Source organism: Streptomyces sp. NPDC002643 (assembly GCF_053592555.1).
The window spans coordinates 1-21,944 of the sequence record NZ_JBSFVY010000040.1 but is presented as its reverse complement, the minus strand read 5'-3'; the positions used below and the strand labels follow the sequence as shown (position 1 = coordinate 21,944).

At 71.3% G+C, this 21,944-nt stretch carries 18 protein-coding genes; 10 read left to right on the top strand and 8 right to left on the bottom strand.

Features of this window, described 5'->3' with window-relative positions; translation table 11 throughout:
* On the bottom strand, nt 1-630 hold the full coding sequence (gene pdxH, locus ACWD4G_RS39000) for a pyridoxamine 5'-phosphate oxidase (protein WP_451302256.1): 630 nt from the start codon (nt 628-630) through the stop codon (nt 1-3).
* Between the two features lie 210 nt (nt 631-840).
* On the opposite strand from pdxH, the gene ACWD4G_RS38995 reads away from it, so the two are divergent.
* The gene (locus ACWD4G_RS38995) at nt 841-1,941 is read left to right on the top strand and encodes a citrate synthase 2 (RefSeq protein WP_451302254.1); all 1,101 of its coding nucleotides are present in this window, start codon (nt 841-843) and stop codon (nt 1,939-1,941) included.
* A 475-nt stretch (nt 1,942-2,416) separates the two neighbouring features.
* Nucleotides 2,417-3,295 carry a hypothetical protein gene (locus ACWD4G_RS38990; protein ID WP_451302252.1) on the top strand — a complete coding sequence of 293 codons (879 nt, stop codon included), beginning with the start codon at nt 2,417-2,419 and terminating at the stop codon, nt 3,293-3,295.
* 45 nt (nt 3,296-3,340) lie between these two features.
* Here ACWD4G_RS38990 and ACWD4G_RS38985 read toward each other — a convergent pair whose 3' ends face one another.
* Nucleotides 3,341-4,375 (bottom strand): ArsR/SmtB family transcription factor, encoded by a 1,035-nt coding sequence (locus ACWD4G_RS38985; protein WP_451302250.1) that lies wholly within the window; start codon nt 4,373-4,375, stop codon nt 3,341-3,343.
* Nucleotides 4,376-4,486: 111 nt separating this feature from the next.
* Between ACWD4G_RS38985 and ACWD4G_RS38980 the strand changes: the two genes are divergently transcribed.
* Nucleotides 4,487-5,710 carry an MFS transporter gene (locus ACWD4G_RS38980; RefSeq protein ID WP_451302248.1) on the top strand — a complete coding sequence of 408 codons (1,224 nt, stop codon included), beginning with the start codon at nt 4,487-4,489 and terminating at the stop codon, nt 5,708-5,710.
* A gap of 18 nt (nt 5,711-5,728) precedes the next feature.
* Here ACWD4G_RS38980 and ACWD4G_RS38975 read toward each other — a convergent pair whose 3' ends face one another.
* Nucleotides 5,729-6,385, bottom strand: coding sequence for a maltokinase N-terminal cap-like domain-containing protein (locus ACWD4G_RS38975; RefSeq protein WP_451302246.1), 657 nt, complete (start codon nt 6,383-6,385; stop codon nt 5,729-5,731).
* A gap of 191 nt (nt 6,386-6,576) precedes the next feature.
* On the opposite strand from ACWD4G_RS38975, the gene ACWD4G_RS38970 reads away from it, so the two are divergent.
* Nucleotides 6,577-6,918 carry a DUF5713 family protein gene (locus ACWD4G_RS38970; protein WP_451302244.1) on the top strand — a complete coding sequence of 114 codons (342 nt, stop codon included), beginning with the start codon at nt 6,577-6,579 and terminating at the stop codon, nt 6,916-6,918.
* 418 nt (nt 6,919-7,336) lie between these two features.
* Here ACWD4G_RS38970 and ACWD4G_RS38965 read toward each other — a convergent pair whose 3' ends face one another.
* Nucleotides 7,337-8,842, bottom strand: coding sequence for a PAS domain-containing protein (locus ACWD4G_RS38965; RefSeq protein ID WP_451302242.1), 1,506 nt, complete (start codon nt 8,840-8,842; stop codon nt 7,337-7,339).
* A gap of 198 nt (nt 8,843-9,040) precedes the next feature.
* Nucleotides 9,041-9,799 carry an SIS domain-containing protein gene (locus ACWD4G_RS38960; protein ID WP_451302240.1) on the bottom strand — a complete coding sequence of 253 codons (759 nt, stop codon included), beginning with the start codon at nt 9,797-9,799 and terminating at the stop codon, nt 9,041-9,043.
* Between the two features lie 310 nt (nt 9,800-10,109).
* Here ACWD4G_RS38960 and ACWD4G_RS38955 point away from each other — a divergent pair, with 310 nt between their 5' ends.
* Both ACWD4G_RS38955 and ACWD4G_RS38950 read left to right on the top strand, forming a co-directional pair.
* Nucleotides 10,110-10,802: a metal-dependent transcriptional regulator gene (locus ACWD4G_RS38955; RefSeq protein WP_451302238.1), complete on the top strand. Its 693-nt coding sequence runs from the start codon at nt 10,110-10,112 to the stop codon at nt 10,800-10,802.
* Nucleotides 10,803-11,611: 809 nt separating this feature from the next.
* Nucleotides 11,612-12,535 (top strand): alpha/beta fold hydrolase, encoded by a 924-nt coding sequence (locus ACWD4G_RS38950; RefSeq protein WP_451302237.1) that lies wholly within the window; start codon nt 11,612-11,614, stop codon nt 12,533-12,535.
* A gap of 246 nt (nt 12,536-12,781) precedes the next feature.
* On the opposite strand, the gene ACWD4G_RS38945 is transcribed toward ACWD4G_RS38950, so the two are convergent.
* On the bottom strand, nt 12,782-13,465 hold the full coding sequence (locus ACWD4G_RS38945) for a bifunctional DNA primase/polymerase (protein WP_451302235.1): 684 nt from the start codon (nt 13,463-13,465) through the stop codon (nt 12,782-12,784).
* Between the two features lie 318 nt (nt 13,466-13,783).
* Between ACWD4G_RS38945 and ACWD4G_RS38940 the strand changes: the two genes are divergently transcribed.
* Complete coding sequence (locus tag ACWD4G_RS38940; protein WP_451302233.1) at nt 13,784-15,166, top strand: transcriptional regulator; 1,383 nt, start codon at nt 13,784-13,786, stop codon at nt 15,164-15,166.
* A gap of 322 nt (nt 15,167-15,488) precedes the next feature.
* Nucleotides 15,489-17,381: a hypothetical protein gene (locus ACWD4G_RS38935; protein ID WP_451302231.1), complete on the top strand. Its 1,893-nt coding sequence runs from the start codon at nt 15,489-15,491 to the stop codon at nt 17,379-17,381.
* A gap of 31 nt (nt 17,382-17,412) precedes the next feature.
* Here ACWD4G_RS38935 and ACWD4G_RS38930 read toward each other — a convergent pair whose 3' ends face one another.
* Nucleotides 17,413-18,708: an ABC transporter substrate-binding protein gene (locus ACWD4G_RS38930; protein ID WP_451302229.1), complete on the bottom strand. Its 1,296-nt coding sequence runs from the start codon at nt 18,706-18,708 to the stop codon at nt 17,413-17,415.
* A 127-nt stretch (nt 18,709-18,835) separates the two neighbouring features.
* On the opposite strand from ACWD4G_RS38930, the gene ACWD4G_RS38925 reads away from it, so the two are divergent.
* Together ACWD4G_RS38925 and purU are read left to right on the top strand one after the other, a co-directional pair.
* On the top strand, nt 18,836-19,336 hold the full coding sequence (locus ACWD4G_RS38925) for an SCO4402 family protein (protein WP_451302227.1): 501 nt from the start codon (nt 18,836-18,838) through the stop codon (nt 19,334-19,336).
* Between the two features lie 175 nt (nt 19,337-19,511).
* Nucleotides 19,512-20,396, top strand: a complete 885-nt coding sequence (gene purU, locus ACWD4G_RS38920) for a formyltetrahydrofolate deformylase (RefSeq protein WP_451302225.1) — start codon at nt 19,512-19,514, stop codon at nt 20,394-20,396.
* Nucleotides 20,397-20,529: 133 nt separating this feature from the next.
* On the opposite strand, the gene ACWD4G_RS38915 is transcribed toward purU, so the two are convergent.
* The gene (locus ACWD4G_RS38915; RefSeq protein WP_451302330.1) at nt 20,530-21,840 is read right to left on the bottom strand and encodes a zf-HC2 domain-containing protein; all 1,311 of its coding nucleotides are present in this window, start codon (nt 21,838-21,840) and stop codon (nt 20,530-20,532) included.
* Nucleotides 21,841-21,944 lie beyond the last annotated feature (104 nt).

Sequence of the window (21,944 nt, the reverse complement as noted above, 5' to 3'; positions counted from 1 at the left end):
TTACGGACTGAGCCGCTCCACCCGCCACGACCCGTCCGCCTCGGCCACGTACCGCAACCGGTCGTGCAGCCGATTCCACCGCCCCTGCCAGAACTCCACGCTCTGCGGCGCCACCCGGAAGCCACCCCAGTTCGGTGGCACCGGCACCTGCTCGCCCTCCGGATAGCGGGTGACCAACTCCTCGTACGCGGCGTCCAGTTCGGCCCGGGAGTCGATGATCGAGGACTGCGCGCTGGCCCAGGCGCCCAACTGCGAGCCGTGCGGACGCGTACGGAAGTAGGCGGCCGTCTCATCCCGCCCGGTCCGCCGGGCCGTACCGGTGACGATCACCTGCCGGGCGATCGGATGCCAGGGGAAGAGCAGCGAGACATACGGGTTCTCGGCGAGATCGCGGGCCTTGCGGGAGTCGTAGTTCGTGTAGAAGACGAAGCCCTGGTCGTCGTACGCCTTCATCAGGACCGTACGGGAGCTGGGGCGGCCCTCGGCGTCGGCGGTCGACACGACCATGGCGTTCGGCTCGAACACCGCGCCGTCCTGCGCGGCCTGCCGGAACCACCGCTCGAACTGTCGCATCGGCCCATCGGCCAGCTCACTCTCGTCGAGCCCCTCGGCCCGGTACTGCTTGCGCATGAGAGCAGGATCGTGATCGTTCACATGGTCATCTTGCCGTATGAGCGTCCCATCGGAAGGGGGATGGCTCTCGCCCGTCGAAAGGCGACGGCACTTGTCCGTCGGACGACTGAAGATGCTTGATGGCACTGAGTGCCGCAGACTCTCCCCAAACGTGGCACTCAGGCGTATGGTGCTGGAACAGTCGAAGAGACCATGAGGAGCCGCCTGATGTCCGACTTCGTACCCGGACTCGAAGGAGTCGTCGCGTTCGAAACGGAGATCGCCGAACCGGACAAGGAGGGCGGCGCCCTGCGGTACCGGGGCGTCGACATCGAGGATCTGGTCGGCCATGTCTCCTTCGGCAATGTCTGGGGCCTGCTCGTCGACGGCGCGTTCCGCCCCGGACTGCCGCCCGCCGAGCCGTTCCCGATCCCGGTCCACTCCGGTGACATCCGCGTGGACGTCCAGTCGGCCCTCGCCATGCTGGCCCCCGTCTGGGGTCTGAAGCCCCTCCTGGACATCGACGAGGAACAGGCCCGCGAGGACCTGGCCCGCGCCGCCGTCATGGCCCTCTCCTACGTCGCCCAGTCGGCCCGTGGCCAGGGCCTGCCCATGGTTCCGCAGCGCGAGATCGACAAGGCGCAGTCGGTCGTCGAACGCTTCATGATCCGCTGGCGCGGCGAACCGGACCCCAAGCATGTGGCGGCGGTCGACGCGTACTGGACGAGCGCCGCGGAACACGGCATGAACGCGTCCACCTTCACGGCGCGCGTGATCGCTTCCACGGGCGCGGATGTCGCAGCAGCGTTGTCGGGCGCCGTGGGGGCCATGTCGGGCCCCCTCCACGGCGGCGCCCCTTCCCGAGTCCTCGGCATGATCGAGGAGATCGAACGCACGGGCGACGCCGACGCCTACGTCAAGCAGGCCCTCGACAAGGGCGAACGCCTGATGGGCTTCGGCCACCGCGTCTACCGCGCCGAGGACCCCCGCGCCCGAGTCCTCCGCCGCACCGCCCGCGACCTGGGCGCCCCCCGCTTCGAGGTGGCCGAGGCCCTGGAAAAGGCGGCCCTGGCCGAACTCCACGCGCGCCGCCCCGACCGCGTCCTCGCCACGAACGTCGAGTTCTGGGCCGCGATCGTCCTGGACTTCGCCGAGGTCCCGGCCCATATGTTCACGTCGATGTTCTCCTGTGCCCGCACGGCCGGCTGGTCCGCCCACATCCTCGAACAAAAACGCACAGGCCGCCTGGTCCGCCCCTCGGCCCGCTACGTGGGCCCCGGCCCCCGAGACCCCAGGGACATCGAGGGCTACGAGGACATCGCCCACTAGCCGCAAGCCACTAGCCGCAAGCCGCAAGCCACTAGCCGCAAGCCGCAAGCCGCTGGCCGCGCGCCGCAAGCCGCTGGCCGTAAGCGAAACGCAGACGACCCGCAGGCTCGGGTCCCCCGTCTCTACGACGAGGAGCCGGCCGGACGTACCGGCGAGCCTGCGGGTCGGGTGACTGCTTGAGATTGGGCCGGCTGCGCGTTCATCTCACGCGCTGGTCCGGCACCGCACAGAGTGTGGTGACGAGCCGCTAGCCCGCAGCCACCTCACGCGTCCGGTTGTCATACATCTGCCGAACCACCTCCCTTCTCGTGTACCGCACACCCTAAGAAGCGATCCCGGAGCACTCAAGCGATTTTCCGAGAGGTTTGCTGAGAGGTTTGCTGAGATGCGTCACCCACCCTCGCGGCGCACGATGAAGAAGGTCGCCGAGCGTGGTTGGGGGACGGTCCAAGCGCGAGGAATGAAGGGGAGAGCCATGAGGAAATCCCTGGTCGGAGCACTTGCCGCTGCCGTCGTCGGCGTATGCGTGGTCGGTCCCGGTGGGGTCGCCGGCGCGGCCTCGCCGTACTGCGAGGAGACGTCGCCGAGCGACTCGATGCTGTTCTACAAGCGGGGTACCGGGGAGGCGGTCAGCGGGACCCTCTCGGCGGGGGAGTGGCAGCAGGAGGCCGTCTTCGATCTTCCGACCGGGTACACGCACGGCGCGGCGAGCCGCGACTCGCTCGTGTTGTACAACGCGAACACCGGCGAGGGCGAGGTCGGGACCTTCGAGTCGGGGCGGTACGAGCAGGTGGAGAGCTTCGACGACTTCTCGACGGGCTGGACCCATGTCGAGGCGGCCGGTGACACGGTGCTGTTCTACAACTCCCGTACGGGCGACGCCGTCACCGGAACCCTGACCAACGGCGACTACGACCAAGGCCAGTCGTACGACAACTTCAACGAGGGCTGGCGCAGCATCGCCGCCTCCTGCGACACGGCCGCCTTCACCGCCGGGAACGATCTGGGCTACGGCACGTTGCAGGACGGCCGCTACACGCACCGGGACTCCAAGGACGGCGGACCCACGCTGGGCAGGCTGACCGCGACCGAGGATTCCGTCCTGGCCCTGCAGAACACCGGTTCCGGCCTGCTGGCCCGGGCGGCCAAGGCCACCAACGGCTCGGTCGGCGGATTCCGCCAGATCGGTACGTCGGGCCTCTGGGACAAGGAGGGCCGTACCTCCGACACCGTCTTCTTCTACAAGAACGACGGCACGGCCTGGACCTCCACCCTCATCAACGGCAAGTACTCCAACGTCGGTTCCGTCGCGGACATCTCCTCGGGCTGGACCCTCATCGAGGGCGGCGTCTAGCCGACGGCCGGCCGACCTTCAGCCGAGGTCCAGCCGTCGGCACCTTCACGGCCGCTGGGCCGTCGGCCCTGGCTCCGGCTCACCGTCCCTGCCCGTCCCCCTCCCTCCGATGCCCCCCGACGCCTCCAGCAGCACCTCCCCGGCCGCCGTCCGCACGTACAGCACAGACCGCCCGGCCCGCCGCCGCTCCACCAGCCCCGCGTCCCGCAGCACCCGCAGATGCCGGCCCACCGAGCCGAGCGCCTGCCCGGTCACGGCGACCAGCTGTGTCGTGCTCATGGGAGTCCCGAGCAGCGTCAGCAACGCGGCCCGTGAAGTCCCCAGGAGCGCGCCGAGGCCGGCCGGGGCGGGGCGGCGGTCGTGGTCCTCGGCGAGCACTCCGAGGCACGGGTAGACGACGGCGTACCGTTCCCGTCCCTCCCACGACACCCACCCGGTCCTCGGTGTCACCGGCATGAACAGCAGTTCGGCCCCGGCGGCGATCTCGCGCGGCGGATACGCGTTGTGGCTGACCTGGATGCGGCTCTCCCCGAGCCATCGGGTCGTCCCCGGCCGTAGGGAGTCGAGTACGGCCGCCCAGCCGCCCTGGCTCACCCGGGCGGTCCGCGCGACCATGTCGGCCTCCATCACACGCCGCCGACGCGCCCAGTACGGCCGTACGGTCTCCTCCCAGACGTACGTGAGCAGCGCGGTCGCCCGTTCGGGCAGGTCGTCGCGGTCCAGGGCGGTGGGGAGCGGGCCCCTCAGGGACACCCGGAGGTTGGCGCGCGCCTCCTCGGCGCCGGCCGCCCGCACTCGGGCCACGGTCTCCTCGAAGCTCTCCCCGACGCATGAGGTGGGGCAGAAGAAGTCGGCGATCCAGGTGGTGCCGAGCGCCGCCCTTACGATCAGCGCGGCCACCGGATCGGCCGCGAGGTGCGCGCGATAGCCGGGCAGATGGGCGCGCAGCCAGGCGTCCTCGCCGGGATGGGCCCCGGTCCCGGCGTGCAGCAGCCGCAGACTCGCGAAGGCCTCGGCGAACGGCGACAGCACGAACCGACTACGGGCGAGCGTGTCGGTGCCGATCTGCCACAAGCCCATGGGCCCGACCTTAAGCCCCTGCGTACGACCTTCTTGAGGCCCCGCCCGCGACCTTTCGCACGTCGGCGAAACAGTGAACAAGCCCCCCGGCCCGCCCCGAGACTCCCTCGCATGCGCAGCTACCGAACCCTGTTCCGCACCCGGGAGTTCACCCCGTTCCTGCTCTCCTTCGGTGCCTTCGCCGCGGCCCAGACGATCGGCGGTCTGGCCCTCGGCACGCTGGTCTTCCGGGCCACCGGCTCCCCGTTCCTGTCGGCGGTGAGCATGTTCGGCCCGCAGCTGGCGCAGTTGCTCGGGGGCGCGTTCCTGCTGTCGGGCGCCGACCGGCTGCCCCCGCGCGCCACCCTCACCGGCCTCGCTCTCGCCTTCGCGGTCGGTACGGCGGCGCTGGCGCTGCCCGGCCTGCCGGTCTGGGGCGTCTTCACCGTCGTACTCCTGCAGGGCCTGGTCGCGTCGCTGGGCGGGGGCGTGCGCGGGGGACTGCTGAACGAGATCCTCTCCAAGGACGGCTACGTCCTGGGCCGTTCCGTCTACAACATGCTCTGGGGCCTGACGCAGGTGACCGGTTTCGCGACCGGCGGCGCCCTGCTGGCACTCCTCTCCCCACCTGCGTGCCTGCTTCTCGCGGCGGCGCTGTACGTGCTCTCCGCCCTCGTTACCCGCCTCGGCCTCACGGCCCGCCCACCCCGCTCCTCCGGCCGCCCGTCCGTCGCGGCGACCTGGCGCACCAACGCCGCCCTGTGGTCCTCCCGCCCCCGCCGCCTCACCTACCTGGGCCTGTGGGTCCCCAACGGACTGGTGGTCGGCGGCGATTCGCTGTACGTCTCCTACGCGCCCGAAGCCGCGGGCACGCTGTACGCGTGCGGTGCGCTGGGCATGTTCGTGGGCGACATGGCGGTGGGCCGACTGGTGCCGCCGGCGCTGCGCCCCCGGCTCGCGACCCCGCTGCGGCTGTCGCTGGCGGTTCCGTACCTCTTCTTCGTCCTACGGCCGGGGGTGGCGCTGTCGGCCTTGGCGGTCACCGTGGCGTCGGTCGGCTTCGCCGCGAGCCTGGTTCTGCAGGAACGGCTGATGTCCCTCACCCCGGACGACCTCGCGGGCCAGGCCCTCGGTCTGCACGCCACCGGTATGGCCGCGATGCAGGGCGTCGGCGCGATCCTCGCGGGCACCCTGGCCCAACTGACCTCCCCGGCCGCCGCGATGACGTTGATGGCGGCCGCGTCGGTCACCGTGACCCTGACCCTCGCGGCGCTGAACCGCCACGAACGACGACAGCCGACCGCCGCGCCAGATGCCCGTTCCGGCGCCCTGCCGGAACCCGCCGCCACGGACTAGCCGTCGTCCCCCTTGGCGTCACCCCCGCAACACGGCGAACACCGCTCGGGCCCGGCTGCCGTCGGCCAGGTCCCAGTGGCCGGTGACATGGCCGGTCGTACCCTCCGGGCGGTCGGCGGCGCCGTTCGGGGCGGGCCGCAGAACCCGGTTGAGGCGGAGGACGAGGCCCGGAGCGACGGCCAGGTCGGTGGCGTCCTCGCCGTCCTCGGCGCCCGTCATCGTAGGCGTCGAGGGCAGGGGCGCGGAGCCCGCGTACGAGTGGGTGATCTCGTGGTCCGGGGTGTCGGTGAGGCTCTGGGCCTGGGCCTGGGTGCGGCCCTCGAACAGGGCGAGCAACTCCGCGACGACCACCGGGTCATGACAGCCGTCGTAGGCCCAGCGCTTGCCCAGGACACCGTGTTCCATGGTGCCGATCAGGGCGTGGTCGGCGTCGGGGAGGGGAGCCCCGCGGTAGCTGAGGGGGACCAGGTAGTGGACGGGTTCGGGCCCGGAGCCGTCGGCGGCCACCATGAACTCGATCCCGACCTCCCCCTCGGGATCGTCGAGCCGAAAACCGCCCGCCTTGACCAACTCCGGCTCCCCCTCCCCGCCGACGTACCACGCGCGCGTGGGCAGCCACGAGGCCAGCAGTTCGAGCTTGGTGGGCTTGAGGGTGGTGTGATGAATGATCGCCATGCCGGGGATTCTCGGCCGGGGTGAGCAGGCGGCGCGAGCCCTTTCTCCGGTACGTGACCTCTCCCTCCGGCCTCCGGTACGCGAGCCCGTTCCCCGCCGGGCCGGCGTTGTCAGTGGTGCGGTGCATGATCGGTGCGTCGGCACGTCGGCACGTCGGCACGTCGTTGCGTCGGAGGGGACGGGAGAGCGCTGTGGGGATCACGAATCAGCAGATGGCCGGGCACGCGTTTCTGCGGGAGCTGTATGAGGACGCGTACTTCCCTGATCACGTCCTGGACAAGGGCAAGGCGGTCCTGGTGCGGCTGTGCGAGCGGATCGAGGCCGAGCGGCCGTCGGACCTGGCGTCGCTGTACGCGCTGACGCACGCCGCGACGGAGGAGTTCAACCGGCTGGAGGCGGAGTTCGAGGCGGCCGGCAGCGAGATCGAGACCGTCGCGCGGGAGGAGATCGCCGGGGACTTCTGGCGCGTCGCCCAGGCCTACGGGTTCACCGACGCGGACGCGGAGGAACTGATAGCCACCCGCGAGTGGTGAGCCGGTGGGCCATGAACCGGACCCGGCCCGGCCTCAGGGGTTCGGTGCCACGCTCCGGCTCCAGGGGCCCGGTGGTGTGGCAATTCGGCCTCAGGAGCCCGATGGCACGCCCCAGCCCCCAGCCCTCGGCTCCAGCCCCCCAGCCCTCGGCCTCGGGAACTCGGTCCCTCCTCAGCCTCAGGGGCTCGGCCCCATGCCCTCCGGTGCTCAGCCCTCGGCCGGTCCCGAACCTCAGCCGATCCCGGACCTCGCTCCAGCCCCCTGAGCGGCCTCGGCGAAGTCCGCTGCGCAATCGCCCCCCGAAAGGGGCGCGGCAGCGAAACATCTCGCGGCTCCGCCGCGCGTGGGCGCGACGCCGCGCGGGCGGCCCCGGCCCCCACCAGCCCGCAGCTCCATCACCGCGCTTCCAGCGGAGCGCTCACGGCTTCCTCTCCATCGCCTCCAGGTCCAGCGCCGTCGCGATGCGTATGGCGATGTCCTCGGCGTAGGTCGCGTCGGGGCGTTCGAAGGGGGTGCGGGCGGAGCCTCGGAGGAAGGTGACCACGCCCAGGGTGCGGCCTCGGCTGCGGAGGACCGCGCAGAGGGCGTGGACGGTGTCCGGGGGCCATTGCCGTTCGGTGGCCCAGACGCGGGCCGCTTCCGGGGCGGCGGCGCCGGCGCTGGCCCGTACCGAACCCGCCCGCTCCACGCACTGCAGCGCCGGGTGGCCCTGGCCGTAACGGACGGGCAGGCCGGCGTGGCCGGTGAGGTGGCTGGGGCCGGGGGCGCCCGAGGGCGTGGCGGCGGCGCGTACGAGGCGGGCGGGGCCTTCGCCGTCCGCGAGGGCGCCACCGGAGACGCGGTCGAGCAGGGCGTGGTCGGCGAACCCGGCGAGCGCGAAGTCGAGGTGGACGGTCGCGGCCTCGCCGGGGTCCTCGCACTCGGCGGCGGCCCGCGACGCCCGGTGCAACTGGTTGACGCGGAACCGGAGCTGCGCGGCCTCCTGCTCGGTCTGCTTGGCCTCGGTGACGTCCTGGAAGAGCCAGCCGACGCCGAGCGGGACCGGTTCCTCGGCGAGGGGAGAGGCGAGGCGCAGGAAGCCACTGCGCCAGCAGCGCCGCTTCTCCCCGTCCGGCCCCCGTACGCCGACCCAGATCTCGGCGGGCGCGGGCGGGGCTCCCTCGGCGAGTACGTGGGTGAGGGCGCTCTCCACTTCCTCGACGCCCTGGGTGAGCAGTTCACCGAGGGGGCGCCCGAGGACGGTCGTACGGCCGATGCCGAGGGAGCGGGCGGCGTGCGCGTTGACGACGGCGGGGCGCAGATCGGCGTCCACGAGGACGACTCCCCACGACGCGTCGTCGAAGAGGGCCTCGCTGAGGGCGATGGAACGCTCCAGGTCGATCTGGGCGTGGACCTCGCTGAACGCGCAGTACAGCCCGGCCGGCTTGCCGTCGGGCCCGCGTACGGCGGCGGACTGGGTCCTTACGAGCACCCGCCCGCCGTCCTTGGTGAGCAGCGCGAACTCGTGGACCTGGCGGCCGGGGGCGTGCATGGCGGCCATCAGCCGCCCCTCGACCTCCTCGGCGTCGGCGGTCCGTACGGCCCATCCGGCGAAGCCCCGGCGTCCGACCGCTTCCTCGGCACTCCAGCCCAGGATGCGTTCGGCCTCGCGGTTCCAGTGGGTGACGACGCCGTCGCCGTCGAAGGCGCACAGTGCCGCGTCCATTCCGTCCAGCAGGGCGGCGAGCAGGTCGGAACCGCCGGGGCCGGCCCCGGACGGGTCTTCTGCCGTGTCCTCGGTGTCCTCGATGGTCTCCCTGTCCTCGCTGCTGTCGCTGTCGTCGGTGTTCTTGCCGTTCTTGCTGTTCTCGTCCGTCGGACCGGGTCGCTCGGGCTCGTCGGGTCCGAGCTCGTCGGCGGTCCGACTACGCCGGGAAGCACTCACCTGAACCCCCTGCAGGCTGCGTTGCGTCCTCCGCACGTACGCGACGGCGCGTCGGTTTGCTCACTGGCCTTCATTCAACTCGAACGTGACCCAGCCCACATCTGGTTCCCGAGATGTGGACGAAATCGTTGCACGCCGGGCTCCCGCCCCGAAGCTCTCCCCGGGCGCTCAGCGCAGGCAGATGGCAGACAGCGGAACTCAGCGCAGATAGAAGATCCGGTCGCCGTACTCGCGGAAGACCTGATCGTTCCAGTCGAGGCCGCCGTCGACATTGCCGGAGCGCAGCAGCGGGGGCTGGACGCCGCGGTCGGCGAGGGTGGCCGCGGCCGTGGCCATGACCGACTGGAGGAGGGCGGAGGCGACGACCGTGGAGGCCGGGGCGAACGGCGCGGGGACGGCGGCGTGGGTGAGTTCCGCGTCGCCGACCGGGATCTTGGAGTCGAGGACGAGATCGCAGTGGTCCTTGAGGAACGTGCCGGAGGAATGGCGGGACGTGGTCTCGGTGGCGTACGCGACGGAGGTGACGCCGATGACCTTCACACCCAGCACGCGCGCGTGTCGGGCCATCTCGACGGGCAGGGCGTTGCGGCCGGAGAGCGAGATGATCACCAGGAGGTCGCCGGTGCGCAGGGGGCTGCTGTCCAGTACGGCGGTGGCGAGGCCGTCGACGCGTTCGAGCGCGGAGCCGAGGGTCGCGGGCATGACGTCCACGCCCACGGCGCCGGGTACGGCGAGCAGATTCATCAGGGCGAGGCCACCGGCCCGGTAGACGAGGTCCTGGGCGGGCAGGGACGAGTGCCCGGCGCCGAACGCGAACAGCCGGCCGCCAGCCACGACCGTGTCGGCGACCAGTTCCCCGGCCGCCCGCACCGCCTCGGCCTCCTCCTCGCGTACGCGCTCCAGCAGACCGATCGCCGCGTCGAAGAACCGCCGCCCCACCGCAGTGCCCTCACCCATGGCTGTGCCCCTTTGTTCGGTCCGGCCTTTTGGATCACGGTAGAGGTCTGGACCAGTTGGGTGTCAATGGGGTGTCGACGCGCGCGTGGCGTGTCGGCGCCCGGGGCGGGTCGGTGGCCACGTACCGCGCGCGACCGCTCACGTACAGCGGTCGCGGTGGCACCGGACGGTGGTGTACGCGCTGACGTGGCTTCGAAATCGGCTGCCAGAACCCGGTTGTCAGTGGGATGCGTAAGAATTGAGTCCAGGGCCAGCGCAAGCCGGTGGGCCGAACGGCCAGGCTCCGGCTGAATCTCATCGAGGGGCACGTATGTCCGGACTGATCGACACGACGGAGATGTATCTCCGCACCATCCTCGAACTGGAAGAGGAAGGTGTGGTCCCCATGCGTGCCCGTATCGCCGAGCGGCTCGACCAAAGCGGTCCGACGGTGAGCCAGACGGTCGCCCGCATGGAGCGGGACGGCCTGGTGTCGGTCGCCCCGGACCGCCATCTGGAACTCACCGAGGAGGGCCGCCGTCTCGCGACCCGCGTGATGCGCAAGCACCGCCTCGCCGAGTGTCTGCTCGTCGACGTGATCGGTCTGGAGTGGGAGCAGGTCCACGCGGAGGCCTGCCGCTGGGAGCATGTGATGAGCGAGGCCGTGGAGCGCCGCGTGCTCGAACTGCTGCGCCACCCCACGGAGTCGCCGTACGGCAACCCGATCCCGGGGCTTGAGGAACTGGGCGAGAAGGACGGCGCGGACCCGTTCCTCGACGAGGGCATGGTGTCGCTGGCGGACCTCGACCCCGGCCACGAGGGCAAGACCGTCGTCGTACGCCGGATCGGCGAGCCCATTCAGACGGACGCCCAGCTGATGTACACGCTCCGCCGGGCCGGAGTGCAGCCGGGCTCGGTCGTGAGCGTCACGGAGGCGGCCGGCGGAGTCCTGGTGGGCAGCGGCGGCGAGGCGGCGGAGCTGGACGCGGACGTCGCCTCCCACGTGTTCGTCGCCAAGCGCTGAACCCAAACGCTGAACACCAAGCACTGAACCCAAGCGCCGAGCGCCACGCGCCCGGTGCCATGCGCTGAGACCGACGCCGGGCGACAGCTGCGGTCGCGTTCGCTCTCCCCGGGTCCAAGATTCAGTGTTCCGAATCGCAGCGCTCGCGCCGTTCGCATGCGAGGCTTGCGCATGAGGCATATGACCTGAGGGCTCTCGGCGGCCGCGACGACGCATCGCGTGGTGGCAGGGGAAGGGGCGGGCGGATGCGCATGTGCCGTGGACATGAGGAGGGCCCCGGCGCCGTACGGCGCCGGGGCCTGTCCTCCCCTGTGCTGACCCGGAGCCCCGAGCTCCCAGGGTCATCCCCCTCGGACCGTTTTCCCCGAGCGGTCCGCCTCCCGTTGAAGATCTCCCCCCGGCGATGGCGGGCAATCCTTGAGGGGGGTCACTCGAACGAGGGGTGTTGTCACCGAGAACCGCATCTTCGAATGCGCATTCGATAATCTGGGTGTCGGAGCCAGTTGCGGGGCGGTGCTCCCCGTACGGACCGGCGACCGTACCGCCGGTATCCGTACCGCCGCACACCCCGCATACGTAACGTGTCACCCGATAGGCACGCTGTAACAGCAGTGCCCGCCGGTCGCGACGAGGCGCACGGTGGGCGACAGCGCAGAAGCAAGTGCACGGCAGTGGTACGACAGCGGTAGGACGACGAGGACCGGCCGGCTCAGGGCGACGGGTGCAGGACGTACGACAGGACGTGCGGGATGTGCGAGACGTTCGAGAGGCGGCGGCAGGTGGTCCGAGCGGGAGCCTGGGGGGTGTCCATGGTGCGGCGCATCGACGTGACCGGAGCGGGCGGTGTGAGCCTCGCTGCCTGGGAGTTCGGCGACCCGCCCAAGACCGGCGAGGCCGGCGACATCGGGTCGATCGGGGCGGCCGGGCGGATCGGGGTGGACGGGCGGATCGGGGACGACGGCTCCGGGCGGCCGGGGGTGCTGTTACTGCACGGCCTCATGGGCCGCGCCTCCCACTGGGCACCCACCGCCCGCTGGCTCTCCGAGCGGCATCGCGCCGTCGCGCTCGACCAGCGCGGACATGGGCAGAGCCAGAAGCCCGAGGAGGCCGCGTACACCCGTGAGGCCTATGTGGAGGACGCCGAGGCCGCCGTCGAACAACTCGGTCTCGCCCCCGTCGTCCTCATCGGCCATGCCATGGGCGCGCTGACCGCGTGGCAGCTGGCCGCCAAGCGCCCCGATCTGGTGCGCGGTCTGATCATCTGCGATATGCGGGCCTCCGCGCTGGGTGCCGCCTCGCAGCGCGAGTGGGAGACCTGGTTCAAGGCCTGGCCGCTGCCCTTCGCCACCCTCGCCGACGTCCGCAAATGGTTCGGCGAGGACGACCCTTGGGTGGAGCGGCCCAACCCGTCGCGGGGCGAGTTCTACGCCGAGGTCATGCACGAGTGCGCCGACGGCTGGCGGCCCGTCTTCGACCCCGAGTTGATGCTGAAGACCCGCGAGACCTGGGTGTACGACGCGCACTGGGAGGAGCTGACCCAGGTCCAGTGCCCCGCGCTCGTCGTCCGCGGCCTCGACGGCGAACTGGGCCGGGCCGAGTCGCAGGAGATGGTCCGCGTCCTCCCTCACGGCCAGTACGCGGAGGTCTCCGACGCCGGCCACCTCGTCCACTACGACCAGCCGGAGGCGTGGCGCTCCGCGATAGAGCCGTTCTTGGACGGTTTCACGCGGTGAATGGCGTGCCGGGCGCCTAATGACTCGGGTGGAGCGGTTTGTTGGGCGAGTGCGGGTAGGTGGGGGCTGATCGCGCCCACGCGGCGGAGCCGCATATGTCACTGCCCCGCGCCCCTTGACAGCATGGGCCTGCGGCCCGATTGAAAGCGGGGCGCAGCCCCTGCTTTTAGGGGCGCGGGGAACTGCACGAGCAACCACAACCCACCCGCAGCCGCGCAACCGGCCGAAACACCCCCACCCGGAGCGTTACCGGCGCCCATCCCTACCGCACGCGTACGCCAGGGGCGAGATGAGTTCCTCGGCGTCCGGCAGCCACCGATTCGCCGGCGTGGGCCGGCGTGCCCACTGCACAGCCCCCCGCGACCCGTACCGAGTGGGCGGCGCCGCCACATACTCGCCCTCGCCCAGCGCCTTGAGGTCGAGGGAGAGTGGGGACCAGCCCAACTTCCGTACGAGATCAGGGACCTTGACCGAGGCGCCCGGCAGCACGAAGAAGTGCATACGGCGGTCCGGCGTCCAGGTCACCGGACCGAGCGTCAGCTCCATCCGCTCCATACGAGCGAGCGCCAACAACCCCGCGGTCTCGGGGACATCGATGGTGTCGAAGGTCCGGCCGGTCGGCAGAAGAATCGACGCGGTCGGCTGCTTCGACCACAGACGGCGTGCGACGGTCGCACTGCCTGTCGCCTGGGTCGCCCAGTCCTCGCGCGCCGGGTGCGCGCCGGGGGTGGCACACGCGGCATTGCCGCAGGAGCAGTGCTGCACCCCGTCGACGGCTTCCAGCCATGTGCCCGGGAACACGTCCCAGTGGCGCTCTTCGGCGTATCGAACGGCGGTGTCCAGCAGCGATTCACCACGCTGCTTCGGGATTTGGGCAGCTTCAGGGCCCGCGATGGTCTCTTCCACGATGAACACAACTCTAGCGGTCATCAGGGGTTACGGAAGTCACATGCGCGGGGGAGAGCATCGCTTCCGGGCCCGGGGCGCACGGGTGCACGCCCGGGGGCGCGCGGGAAGGACGGCCGAGTGAGCCGGGTAGCCACGTGTGGGGTACAGCATCCGTGTTTACCCCGGCAATCCTGGCATGTCTCGCATCTTCGGTATGTCGGCGGGGCATTGATCTTCGAGGCCGGATCTTTTCGATACAGCAGTACGTGCTTTCGGTACGCGTGTGCGAAGGAACCCGGTCACTGAAGACACGTCAACTCGGTGCGTGGGCAAGGCACCACAGCCACAGGGGGTACGCCAATGGCCGCAAGGCCGCTCGTCGCCAGGCAGCCGAACGAACGACTGCAGGCGCTCATCCAGGAAGCGGGCTGCTCCAACGCGGGGCTCGCCCGTCGGGTCAATATGTGCGGCGCGGAGCACGGATTGGACCTGCGCTACGACAAGACGTCCGTCGCGCGCTGGCTGCGGGGACAGCAGCCGAGGGGCCGCGCCCCCGCGATCATCGCCGAGGCCCTCGGCCGCAAGCTGGGCCGTACGGTCACGATCGACGAGATCGGCATGGCCAACGGCAAGAACCTCGCCTCCGGCGTCGGACTGCAGTTCTCGCCGACGGTCCTCGGGGCGATCGAGCAGGTCTGCGAGTTGTGGCGCAGCGATGTGGGGCGGCGGGACTTCCTGTCCGGGTCGTCGGTCGCCGCGTCCGCGCTGGTCGAACCCAGCCGTGACTGGCTGATCTCGGCGCCCGACTCGCAGGTGGCACGCTCGGCGGGCCCGAGGGTCGGACTGCCGGACGTGGCCGCCGTACGCGCGATGACCCAGGCGCTGGTCGATCTCGACCACCAGTACGGCAGCGGGCATGTACGGCCGGTCGTCGTGCACTACCTCAACAGCGTCGTCTCCGGGCTGCTGGCCGGCTCGTACCGGGAGGCGGTGGGGCGGGAGTTGTTCGCGGCCGTCGCCCGACTCACCGAACTCGCCGGGTACATGGCCGTGGACACCGGGCAACCCGGCCTGGCCCAGCGGTACTACATCCAGGCGCTGCGGCTCGCCCAGGCCGCCGGGGATCGCGCGTACGGCGGTTACGTCCTCGCCGCGTCCATGAGCCATCTCGCCGCGCAGCTCGGGAATCCTCGGGAGATCGCGCAGTTGGCGCGCGCGGCGCAGGAGGGGGCGCGGGGGCGGGCGACACCGCGTGCGGAGTCGATGTTCCATGCGGCGGAGGCGCGGGGGCATGCGCTGATGGGTGACGCGCGGGCCGCGCAGGCGGCGGCGGGAATGGCTGTGTCGGCGCTGGAGGCGGCCGACCCCGCCTCCGGGGACGATCCGGCGTGGATTCAGCACTTCGACGAGGCTTATCTCGCCGATGAGTTGGCCCACTGCCACCGGGATCTGGGGCAGGCGGAGGCCGCGGCGCGGCGGGCCGAGGAGGCGTTGGTCAAGCATCCCGCCGCGCGGGCTCGGCGCCGGGCCATCGGCTATGTGCTGCTCGCCACCGCGCAGGTTCAGCAGCGGGAGGTGGAGGCCGCGTGTCATACGGGGCTGAAGGCCGTGGAGTTGCTGGGGTCGCTGCGGTCGAACCGGGGGGCCGAGTATCTGGAGGACTTTCAGCAGCGGTTGGAGCCGTTCAGGGAGGAGGCGGTGGTTCGGGAGTTCGGGGCGCGGATGGAGTTGCAGGCGGCGTAGCTCCGCTGGGGTGCCGGGTTCTGTGGGGCTTGGGTTGTAGGTGGGCGTTGGGCGGGCTGGGCCTGTCCGGGGTGCGCCGTGGGGGTGGGGCTTGTTGCGGTGTGCGGGTGTGTTGTGGTTGCTCGCGCCCGCGCGGCGGAGCCGCATATCGATACGGCCCCGCGCCCCTTGAGCGGCGGCTGCGCCGCCAGCACGGGGGCGCGGGCCGCCGATGAGGGCGCCGGGTCGCCATCCAGGCATGGGCACTGCTTGGCGGGTGGTTGTGTGTACCCGGTAGCGTGAGGCGTTGATTCCGTAAAGTCCCCCGTTCGTAGGAGTCCTGGTGACGCAGAGTGGACAGGGCGAGGAGCCCTTGGCGCGGACCGCGCGCGAAGGCATCGTGCTGCCCTCCGATGGGGGTGCGCCGCTGATGCCGGGGGATCTGCCTCCCGCGCCGGTTCAGCCGGCGGGGCGGCCGTGGGGGGCCGGCCAGGGGGCCTCCGGCGGGGGCGGCCCAGATGCCGCTGCCGGGATCGGGCAGCATCCCTCCGGCGCTGGTCAGGGGCAGTCGGCCGCTGATCCCTATCATCAGCCGGCCGTTGATCCTTATACGCAGTCGGGCGCCGACCCCTATGGGCACGCGCAGTCGGCGGGTGATCCCTATACGCATGGGCAGTCGGCAGGTGACCCCTTTGCGCATGGGCAGTCGGCGGGTGATCCCTATGCGCATGCGCAGCCGACCGCTGATGCCTATGCCCAGCCGCCCGCCGCCCCGCACGTTCAACCGGCCGTGCCCGAGTGGGGTGGGGCGGGGGCCGTCGGTGCTCATGGGGGTGGTGCGCCGTTGCCGCCCGAGGGGGCGCAGGGGGGCTCGTACGGGGTTGAGACGTATGGCGGGGGCGGGTTCGGGGGGCCCTTGCCGCCGGTCGCGGGTGAGGTTTCGGTGGCGGGGGGCGGTGGTCCCGGTGCTTCGGGTCCGGCGGCCGGCGCGCCGTTGCCGCCCGTCGCCGCCATGGATGAGGGGGCCACTCAGTACATTCCGCCGGTGCCTTCGGGTGGGGGCGTGGCAGAGGCGGCCACGCAGTACATACCGCCCGTGACCGGGCAGGCTCCGGTGGTCGACGCCGCCACGCAGTATCTGCCGCCGGTGGGGCCGGGGGCGCTGCCGCCGGAGACGCCGTCGGCCGAGGCCACGACGTTTCTCGGGCGGGTGCCGGACGGTGGCGGTTCCGGGCCGCCGCCGCCCCCCGCGAACGCCGGGCACCCCCCGCACGGGGCGCCGCCCGTGCATCCCGACGCACAGGCCACGCAGTACATACCGCCGGTGACCGCCGCACCGCCCCCGGTGCAGCCCCAGCCCCAGCCGTACGGTGCGCCGGAGCCGCAGGGGCCCCAGGGGGATGTCTTCGACAGCCTGTTCAGGAGTGAGCCGGGGGCCGCCGGGGCCACCCAGCAGTTGCCCCGGATCGAGAACGAGCAGCCGTACGGCGGTGGCGCCGGGCTGCCGCCGCAGGCGTACGGGCACGGTCACGGTGGGCACGGCCCCGTTGATGCCGGGCATGGTGGGCGGGGCCCCGCGAGACGTGACGGGGGCGGCGGTCGTACACGGTCCCGGGTGCCGTTGATCGCGGCCGTCGGGGTCGGGATCGCCGTGCTCGGGATCGGGGCGGGGGCCCTGATGAGCAGCGCGGGGTCGGAGAGCGGAGGCTCGCAGAGCGACAACAAGCCGGTGTCGGCGACCGAGAACGCGCCCGAGGAGTCGGCGTCCCCGTCGGCGGACCCGGCGAAGGAGCAGGCCGTCGCGCTGGACAAGCTGCTCGCGGACAGCGGCAACAGCCGTAACACCGTGGTCAAGGCCGTGTCGAACATCCGGTCCTGCAAGAACCTGGGGCAGGCCGCCACCGATCTGCGCGGCGCGGCCAAGCAGCGCAACGACCTGGTCACCAAGCTCGGCACGCTGTCCGTGGACAAGCTGCCGAACCACGCCGCCCTGACCACCGCGCTCACCGAGGCGTGGAAGGCGTCCGCCTCCGCCGACAACCACTACGCCGCGTGGGCCGACCAGGTCGCCGGGAAGAAGGGCTGCAAGAAGGGCCAGGCCCGCACCACCGGCCAGACCCAGGCGGGCAACAAGGCCAGCGCCACCGCCAGCACCCAGAAGACCAAGGCCGCCGAGCTGTGGAACGCCATAGCCGCCGACTACGGTCTGACCGAACGCCAGGCGGGTCAGCTGTAGCTCCGCGACCGCGACCGCGTCCGCCAGGGGATCAGGCCGCGTCCACCAGGGTCTGTTCGACGTTGACGAAGCCCTTGCGGGCCGCGACCAGCTGGCCCTTGCGGACCACCTGGAAGGTGACCTCGGGGTTGATGAGGCGGGGGAAGTTCGCGGCGGCGATCAGGTCCTCGAAGCGCCAGCTGAGGGGTGGGGTGAGGCCACCGGTGTCGACCTTGAAGCCGCTGTCGAGGACGCGGCCGATCGTACGGGAGGTCACCTCCCCGTCGCCGATCTCCTCGATGACGGCCCTCAGCACGGTGTACGCGATCCAGGTGGTCTGCACCCCGGGGTCCGCCGGGTCGATGCGGTTGTCACCGAAGGCGTGCTCCTTGATCACTTCTTTCATCTCGTCCCAGCGCTTGTCGCTCTCCACCGGGTACCAGCCGGTGACGTACGACCCCTCGTACGGCGAGGACTTCCCGCCGGTGGAGTCGATCATCGACTGGTCGATGCTGCCGAGGACGGTGCCGGTGCGCACCCGCGGGTAGTCCTCGCGGTCACGCCGGAAGGAGTCCATGAACGTGGAGGTCCGGTCGCCGAGCGCCGGGACCACGCATCCCTCCTCCCGCGCCGTCGCGTCGGACGTCGCCTGCCGCAGGGCCTCGGTGGAGTGCCGCGCGTACTCGGTGGCGTCCTCGGCGGCCAGCTGGTCGGAGACGGCGGGATGGCCCTTCGTCTTCAGCCCGGAGTTCATCAGCAGCGGAAGCTGGTCGCCGGCTATGGAGTCGGGGCGCACCAGGGCGACGGGCCCGCAGGTGCTCGCGAGCTGTTCGCCGAGGCCCGCCATCAGTGCGGCCTGGCCGCCGTTGACCGGGTAGGACAGGGAGCTGGAGAACTCGTCGTCGGTGACGCCGTAGCCCCCGATGTAGGGGATGCCTGCGGATTCCAGCGGGCCGAGATAGGAGCGGCCGTGCTGGCTGTAGGAGCCGACGACCGCGACGGCGCCCTCGTCCTCCGCGCGCCGGGCGCACTTCGCGGCGGACACCGTCTCGTTGTGGTCGTTGCAGGTGAGTATCTTCAGCTCGTGGCCGTTGATGCCGCCGTTCGCGTTGACCCAGCGGGCGTACGCCTGGGCCATGGCCGGCATACCGGGCTTGTTGGTGGCGGAGGTGTCCTGCGGCGCCCAGGTCATGACGGTGACGGTGCCGCCCCCGGAACCCCCCGTGGTACCAGGGACGACCCCGCACCCGACGGCGAACGACGCACACACCGCCAGTGTGGTCGCGCCGGCCAGGCCCTTGGCGAGGCCTGGGACAAAGGGGTTCCGTCGTGCCTGGAAGCCGGTCATGGCCCCGCACGATTCCGCCACATCACCAACCGTGGCGTGACGGACGGTCAAGGTGAGGTGGCCAAGAGGTGAATAGCGCGGGCTACGATCGTATATTCGAGAGGTTTTAGAGAGGAATGCGCAATCGATGTCCGTCCAAGGTCCGGAGAACCCTTCCCGTCGTGGGCGTCGCTCATCCACCATGGGCGGCATGCCACTCAACGACATGCCGTGGTGGCGCTGGCGCAGCAATGTGCGCTCCGCGCTGCACATGCTCTCCGATCCGGTGTTCCAGCGGGACGTCTGGCTGGCCGGCGTCGACGGATACGGTGACGTCACCGACGCCGTGTACCGCCTGGTCGAGGACACCTGGCTGGACAACTGGTCCGCCGAGAAGTACGTCGGCACGATCTTCCGGGACGCCCAGGAGGCGGCCCTCGTCGACACCGCCGTGCTGCGCGTCCTGCGGATCATGCACCAGGTCGGGCCCGACGCGCCGGTCTCCGCGTATCTGAACCACGAGGCCTGGCCCGAGGCCGTCCGTGCGTCCCGCGAGGCCCATGTCCGCCTGGCGGCGAGCGACGGCGACGACCCGGACGCGCCGCCGCGCACCCTGGAGGTGCTGCGGATCATGACGCGGGTCGCGTAGGGGGAGTGCGGGCCGCGTAGGGAGAGCGCGGGTCGCGTAGGGGGAGCGCGGGGATCATGACGCGGGCCGCGTGGAGGGAGTAAGGGGAAGTGGGCGATGGGTAGGGGTGTGGTCGGTCCGGTCGGTCCGCGGGACGATTGTCGGCTTCGGTAGGCCGTATGGGACCCTGTCCGGCATGAACGCGCAGTCCACCCGAGGCGCCGAGGCGCCCGCCGACCAGTACGTCCTCACCCTTGCCTGCCCCGACAAGCAGGGCATCGTGCACGCCGTGTCCAGCTACCTCTTCATGACCGGCTGCAACATCGAGGACAGTCAGCAGTTCGGCGACCACGACACGGGTCTGTTCTTCATGCGCGTCCACTTCTCGGCTCAGGCGCCGGTGAGCGTCGAGAAGCTGCGGGCCAGCTTCGCGGCGATCGGTGACTCCTTCCAGATGGACTGGCAGATCAACCGGGCCGACGAGAAGATGCGCGTCATCCTCATGGTCAGCAGGTTCGGGCACTGTCTGAACGACCTGCTGTTCCGGGCCAGTATCGGCGCGCTGCCCGTCGAGATCGCGGCCGTCGTCTCCAACCACACCGACTTCGCCGAGCTCGTCGCCTCGTACGACATTCCGTTCCACCACATTCCGGTGACGAGGGACACGAAGGCGGACGCGGAGGCGCGGCTGCTGGAGCTGGTGCGGGGGGAGAATGTCGAGCTTGTCGTGCTCGCCCGGTATATGCAGGTGCTCTCCGATGACCTCTGCAAGGCGCTCAGCGGGCGGATCATCAATATCCATCACTCCTTCCTGCCGAGCTTCAAGGGCGCGAAGCCGTATCACCAGGCGCATGCGCGGGGTGTGAAGCTGATCGGCGCGACCGCGCACTATGTCACCGCCGACCTCGATGAAGGGCCGATCATCGAGCAGGAGGTCGAGCGGGTGGGGCATGGGGTGACGCCGGAGGAGCTTGTCGCCGTGGGGCGGGATGTGGAGTGTCAGGCGTTGGCTCGGGCTGTGAAGTGGCATGCCGAGCGGAGGATTTTGATGAATGGGCGGCGGACTGTTGTTTTTGCGTGAGGGCGCCTAATAGCTCAGGGGAGCGTTGTTCGTTTGGCGGGTGCGGGGTCGTTGTGGCTGGTCGCGCCCACGCGGCGGAGCCGCACATGTCGCAGCCCCGCGCCCCTTTGTTGAGCTGCGGCTTTGAGGCGCCCTACATCCTGCTCAGTGACGCCGCCGCGTAGAGCACATCCCTGATCGCCTGGCGGTCGCCCTGCTGGCCCGCCACCGCTTCCTCCGGGGGGACGTGGCCCGCGGCCAGGCGGCAGAACTCGACTCCGTCGAGGGCCACGTGGGCGATCTCGTGGTCGGTGGAGGCCGTGGCGGCGGGGGAGTCCAGAGCGATGAGCCATTCGCCGCCGCCCGAGCCCTCGATCTCCAGGCGGAGGGTGCGGCCGGGGGCGCCGGCCGGGACCAGATGGCGGCCCGGTGGGGGTGTGGCCAGGCCCGCCCTCCGGCGGTCGGCCAGTGCCGTGGGCAGCATGCGCGCGGCCAGGTCGATCATGCCGTGCAGATGCCGGCCGGACGGCGCCTGGTACGGGTAGTCCACCGCCTCCGCGATGTCCTCGGCGTGAATCCAGCACGCGAACGCCCGGTCGAGCAGCGCGTCCTCCAGCGCCAGCTGGAAACCGCCGTACGACACCGACACTCCCCGCCCCGGCGCGTCCGTCTCGGCCCTCTCCTCCCCGTCATCCCTCGCGTCCCTCTTGTCCGGCTCGGTCTCGTGCACCGCCTCGGCGTCGCTCGTGAACGACGTCGTCCGCACGATGTCGTGGCTCTGCTCCCGCCACGGGGTGCGGATGGAGCGGGTCGGCGGGAAGTGGGACGCCTTCCAGTACGCCTCGGTGCGGGCCGCCGGTGTCCGGGCGTCCGGGGCCGGTGTGTCGAGTCGGTCCAGCGGGTCCTCCAGGCCGAGCGCGGTCGCGACCAGCCCGTCGACGCTCAGCAGATGGGCGATGACCCCGGCCACGGTCGTCCGCCGGCTCACCGGGCCCTCGCCCTCGAACCAGCGCAGATGCACCGGGGCGTGCCAGTCCGCCTGGTCGATGTCCTGCAGCAACGCGTCCAGCCGGGCGGCCTCCGCGTCGTACGGGGCCGCCCAGCGCGGTACCGGGATACGGGGTGGCCGGCGGCCCAGACAGGCGTCCAGCACCTGGGTGCGCAGGGCCGGGGCCAGGTCGAGGCTCTCCGGTCGCTGCAGCAGGCCCACGGCCTCGCGCAGCCGCCGGGCCTCGTCCGCGCAGGCCCCGCACACCCCGAGATGCTCCTCGACGGCCAGCGCCTCCCCCGGCGAACAGGCCGCCAACGCCCACGCCCCGAGCAACGCCTTCAGCACGCGGTGCTCCAGGACAAGGGGGACGTACGGGGTCGGGGCCGGGGGTGCGTCGGGTACGGCGCCCGCCTCCGGCTGCGGGTCCGGCAGCGGCAGGCCCGTGTCCTCCACCGACGAACGGGGCAGCGGTATGCGCGGCGACCTGGCGACCCCCTCGCCGTGCCCTCGCCGAACGCGGCGAGGTCGAGGAAGTCCTGCCCGGCGAGCGTCAGCCGGGTCAGGGCACGGGTGCCGGT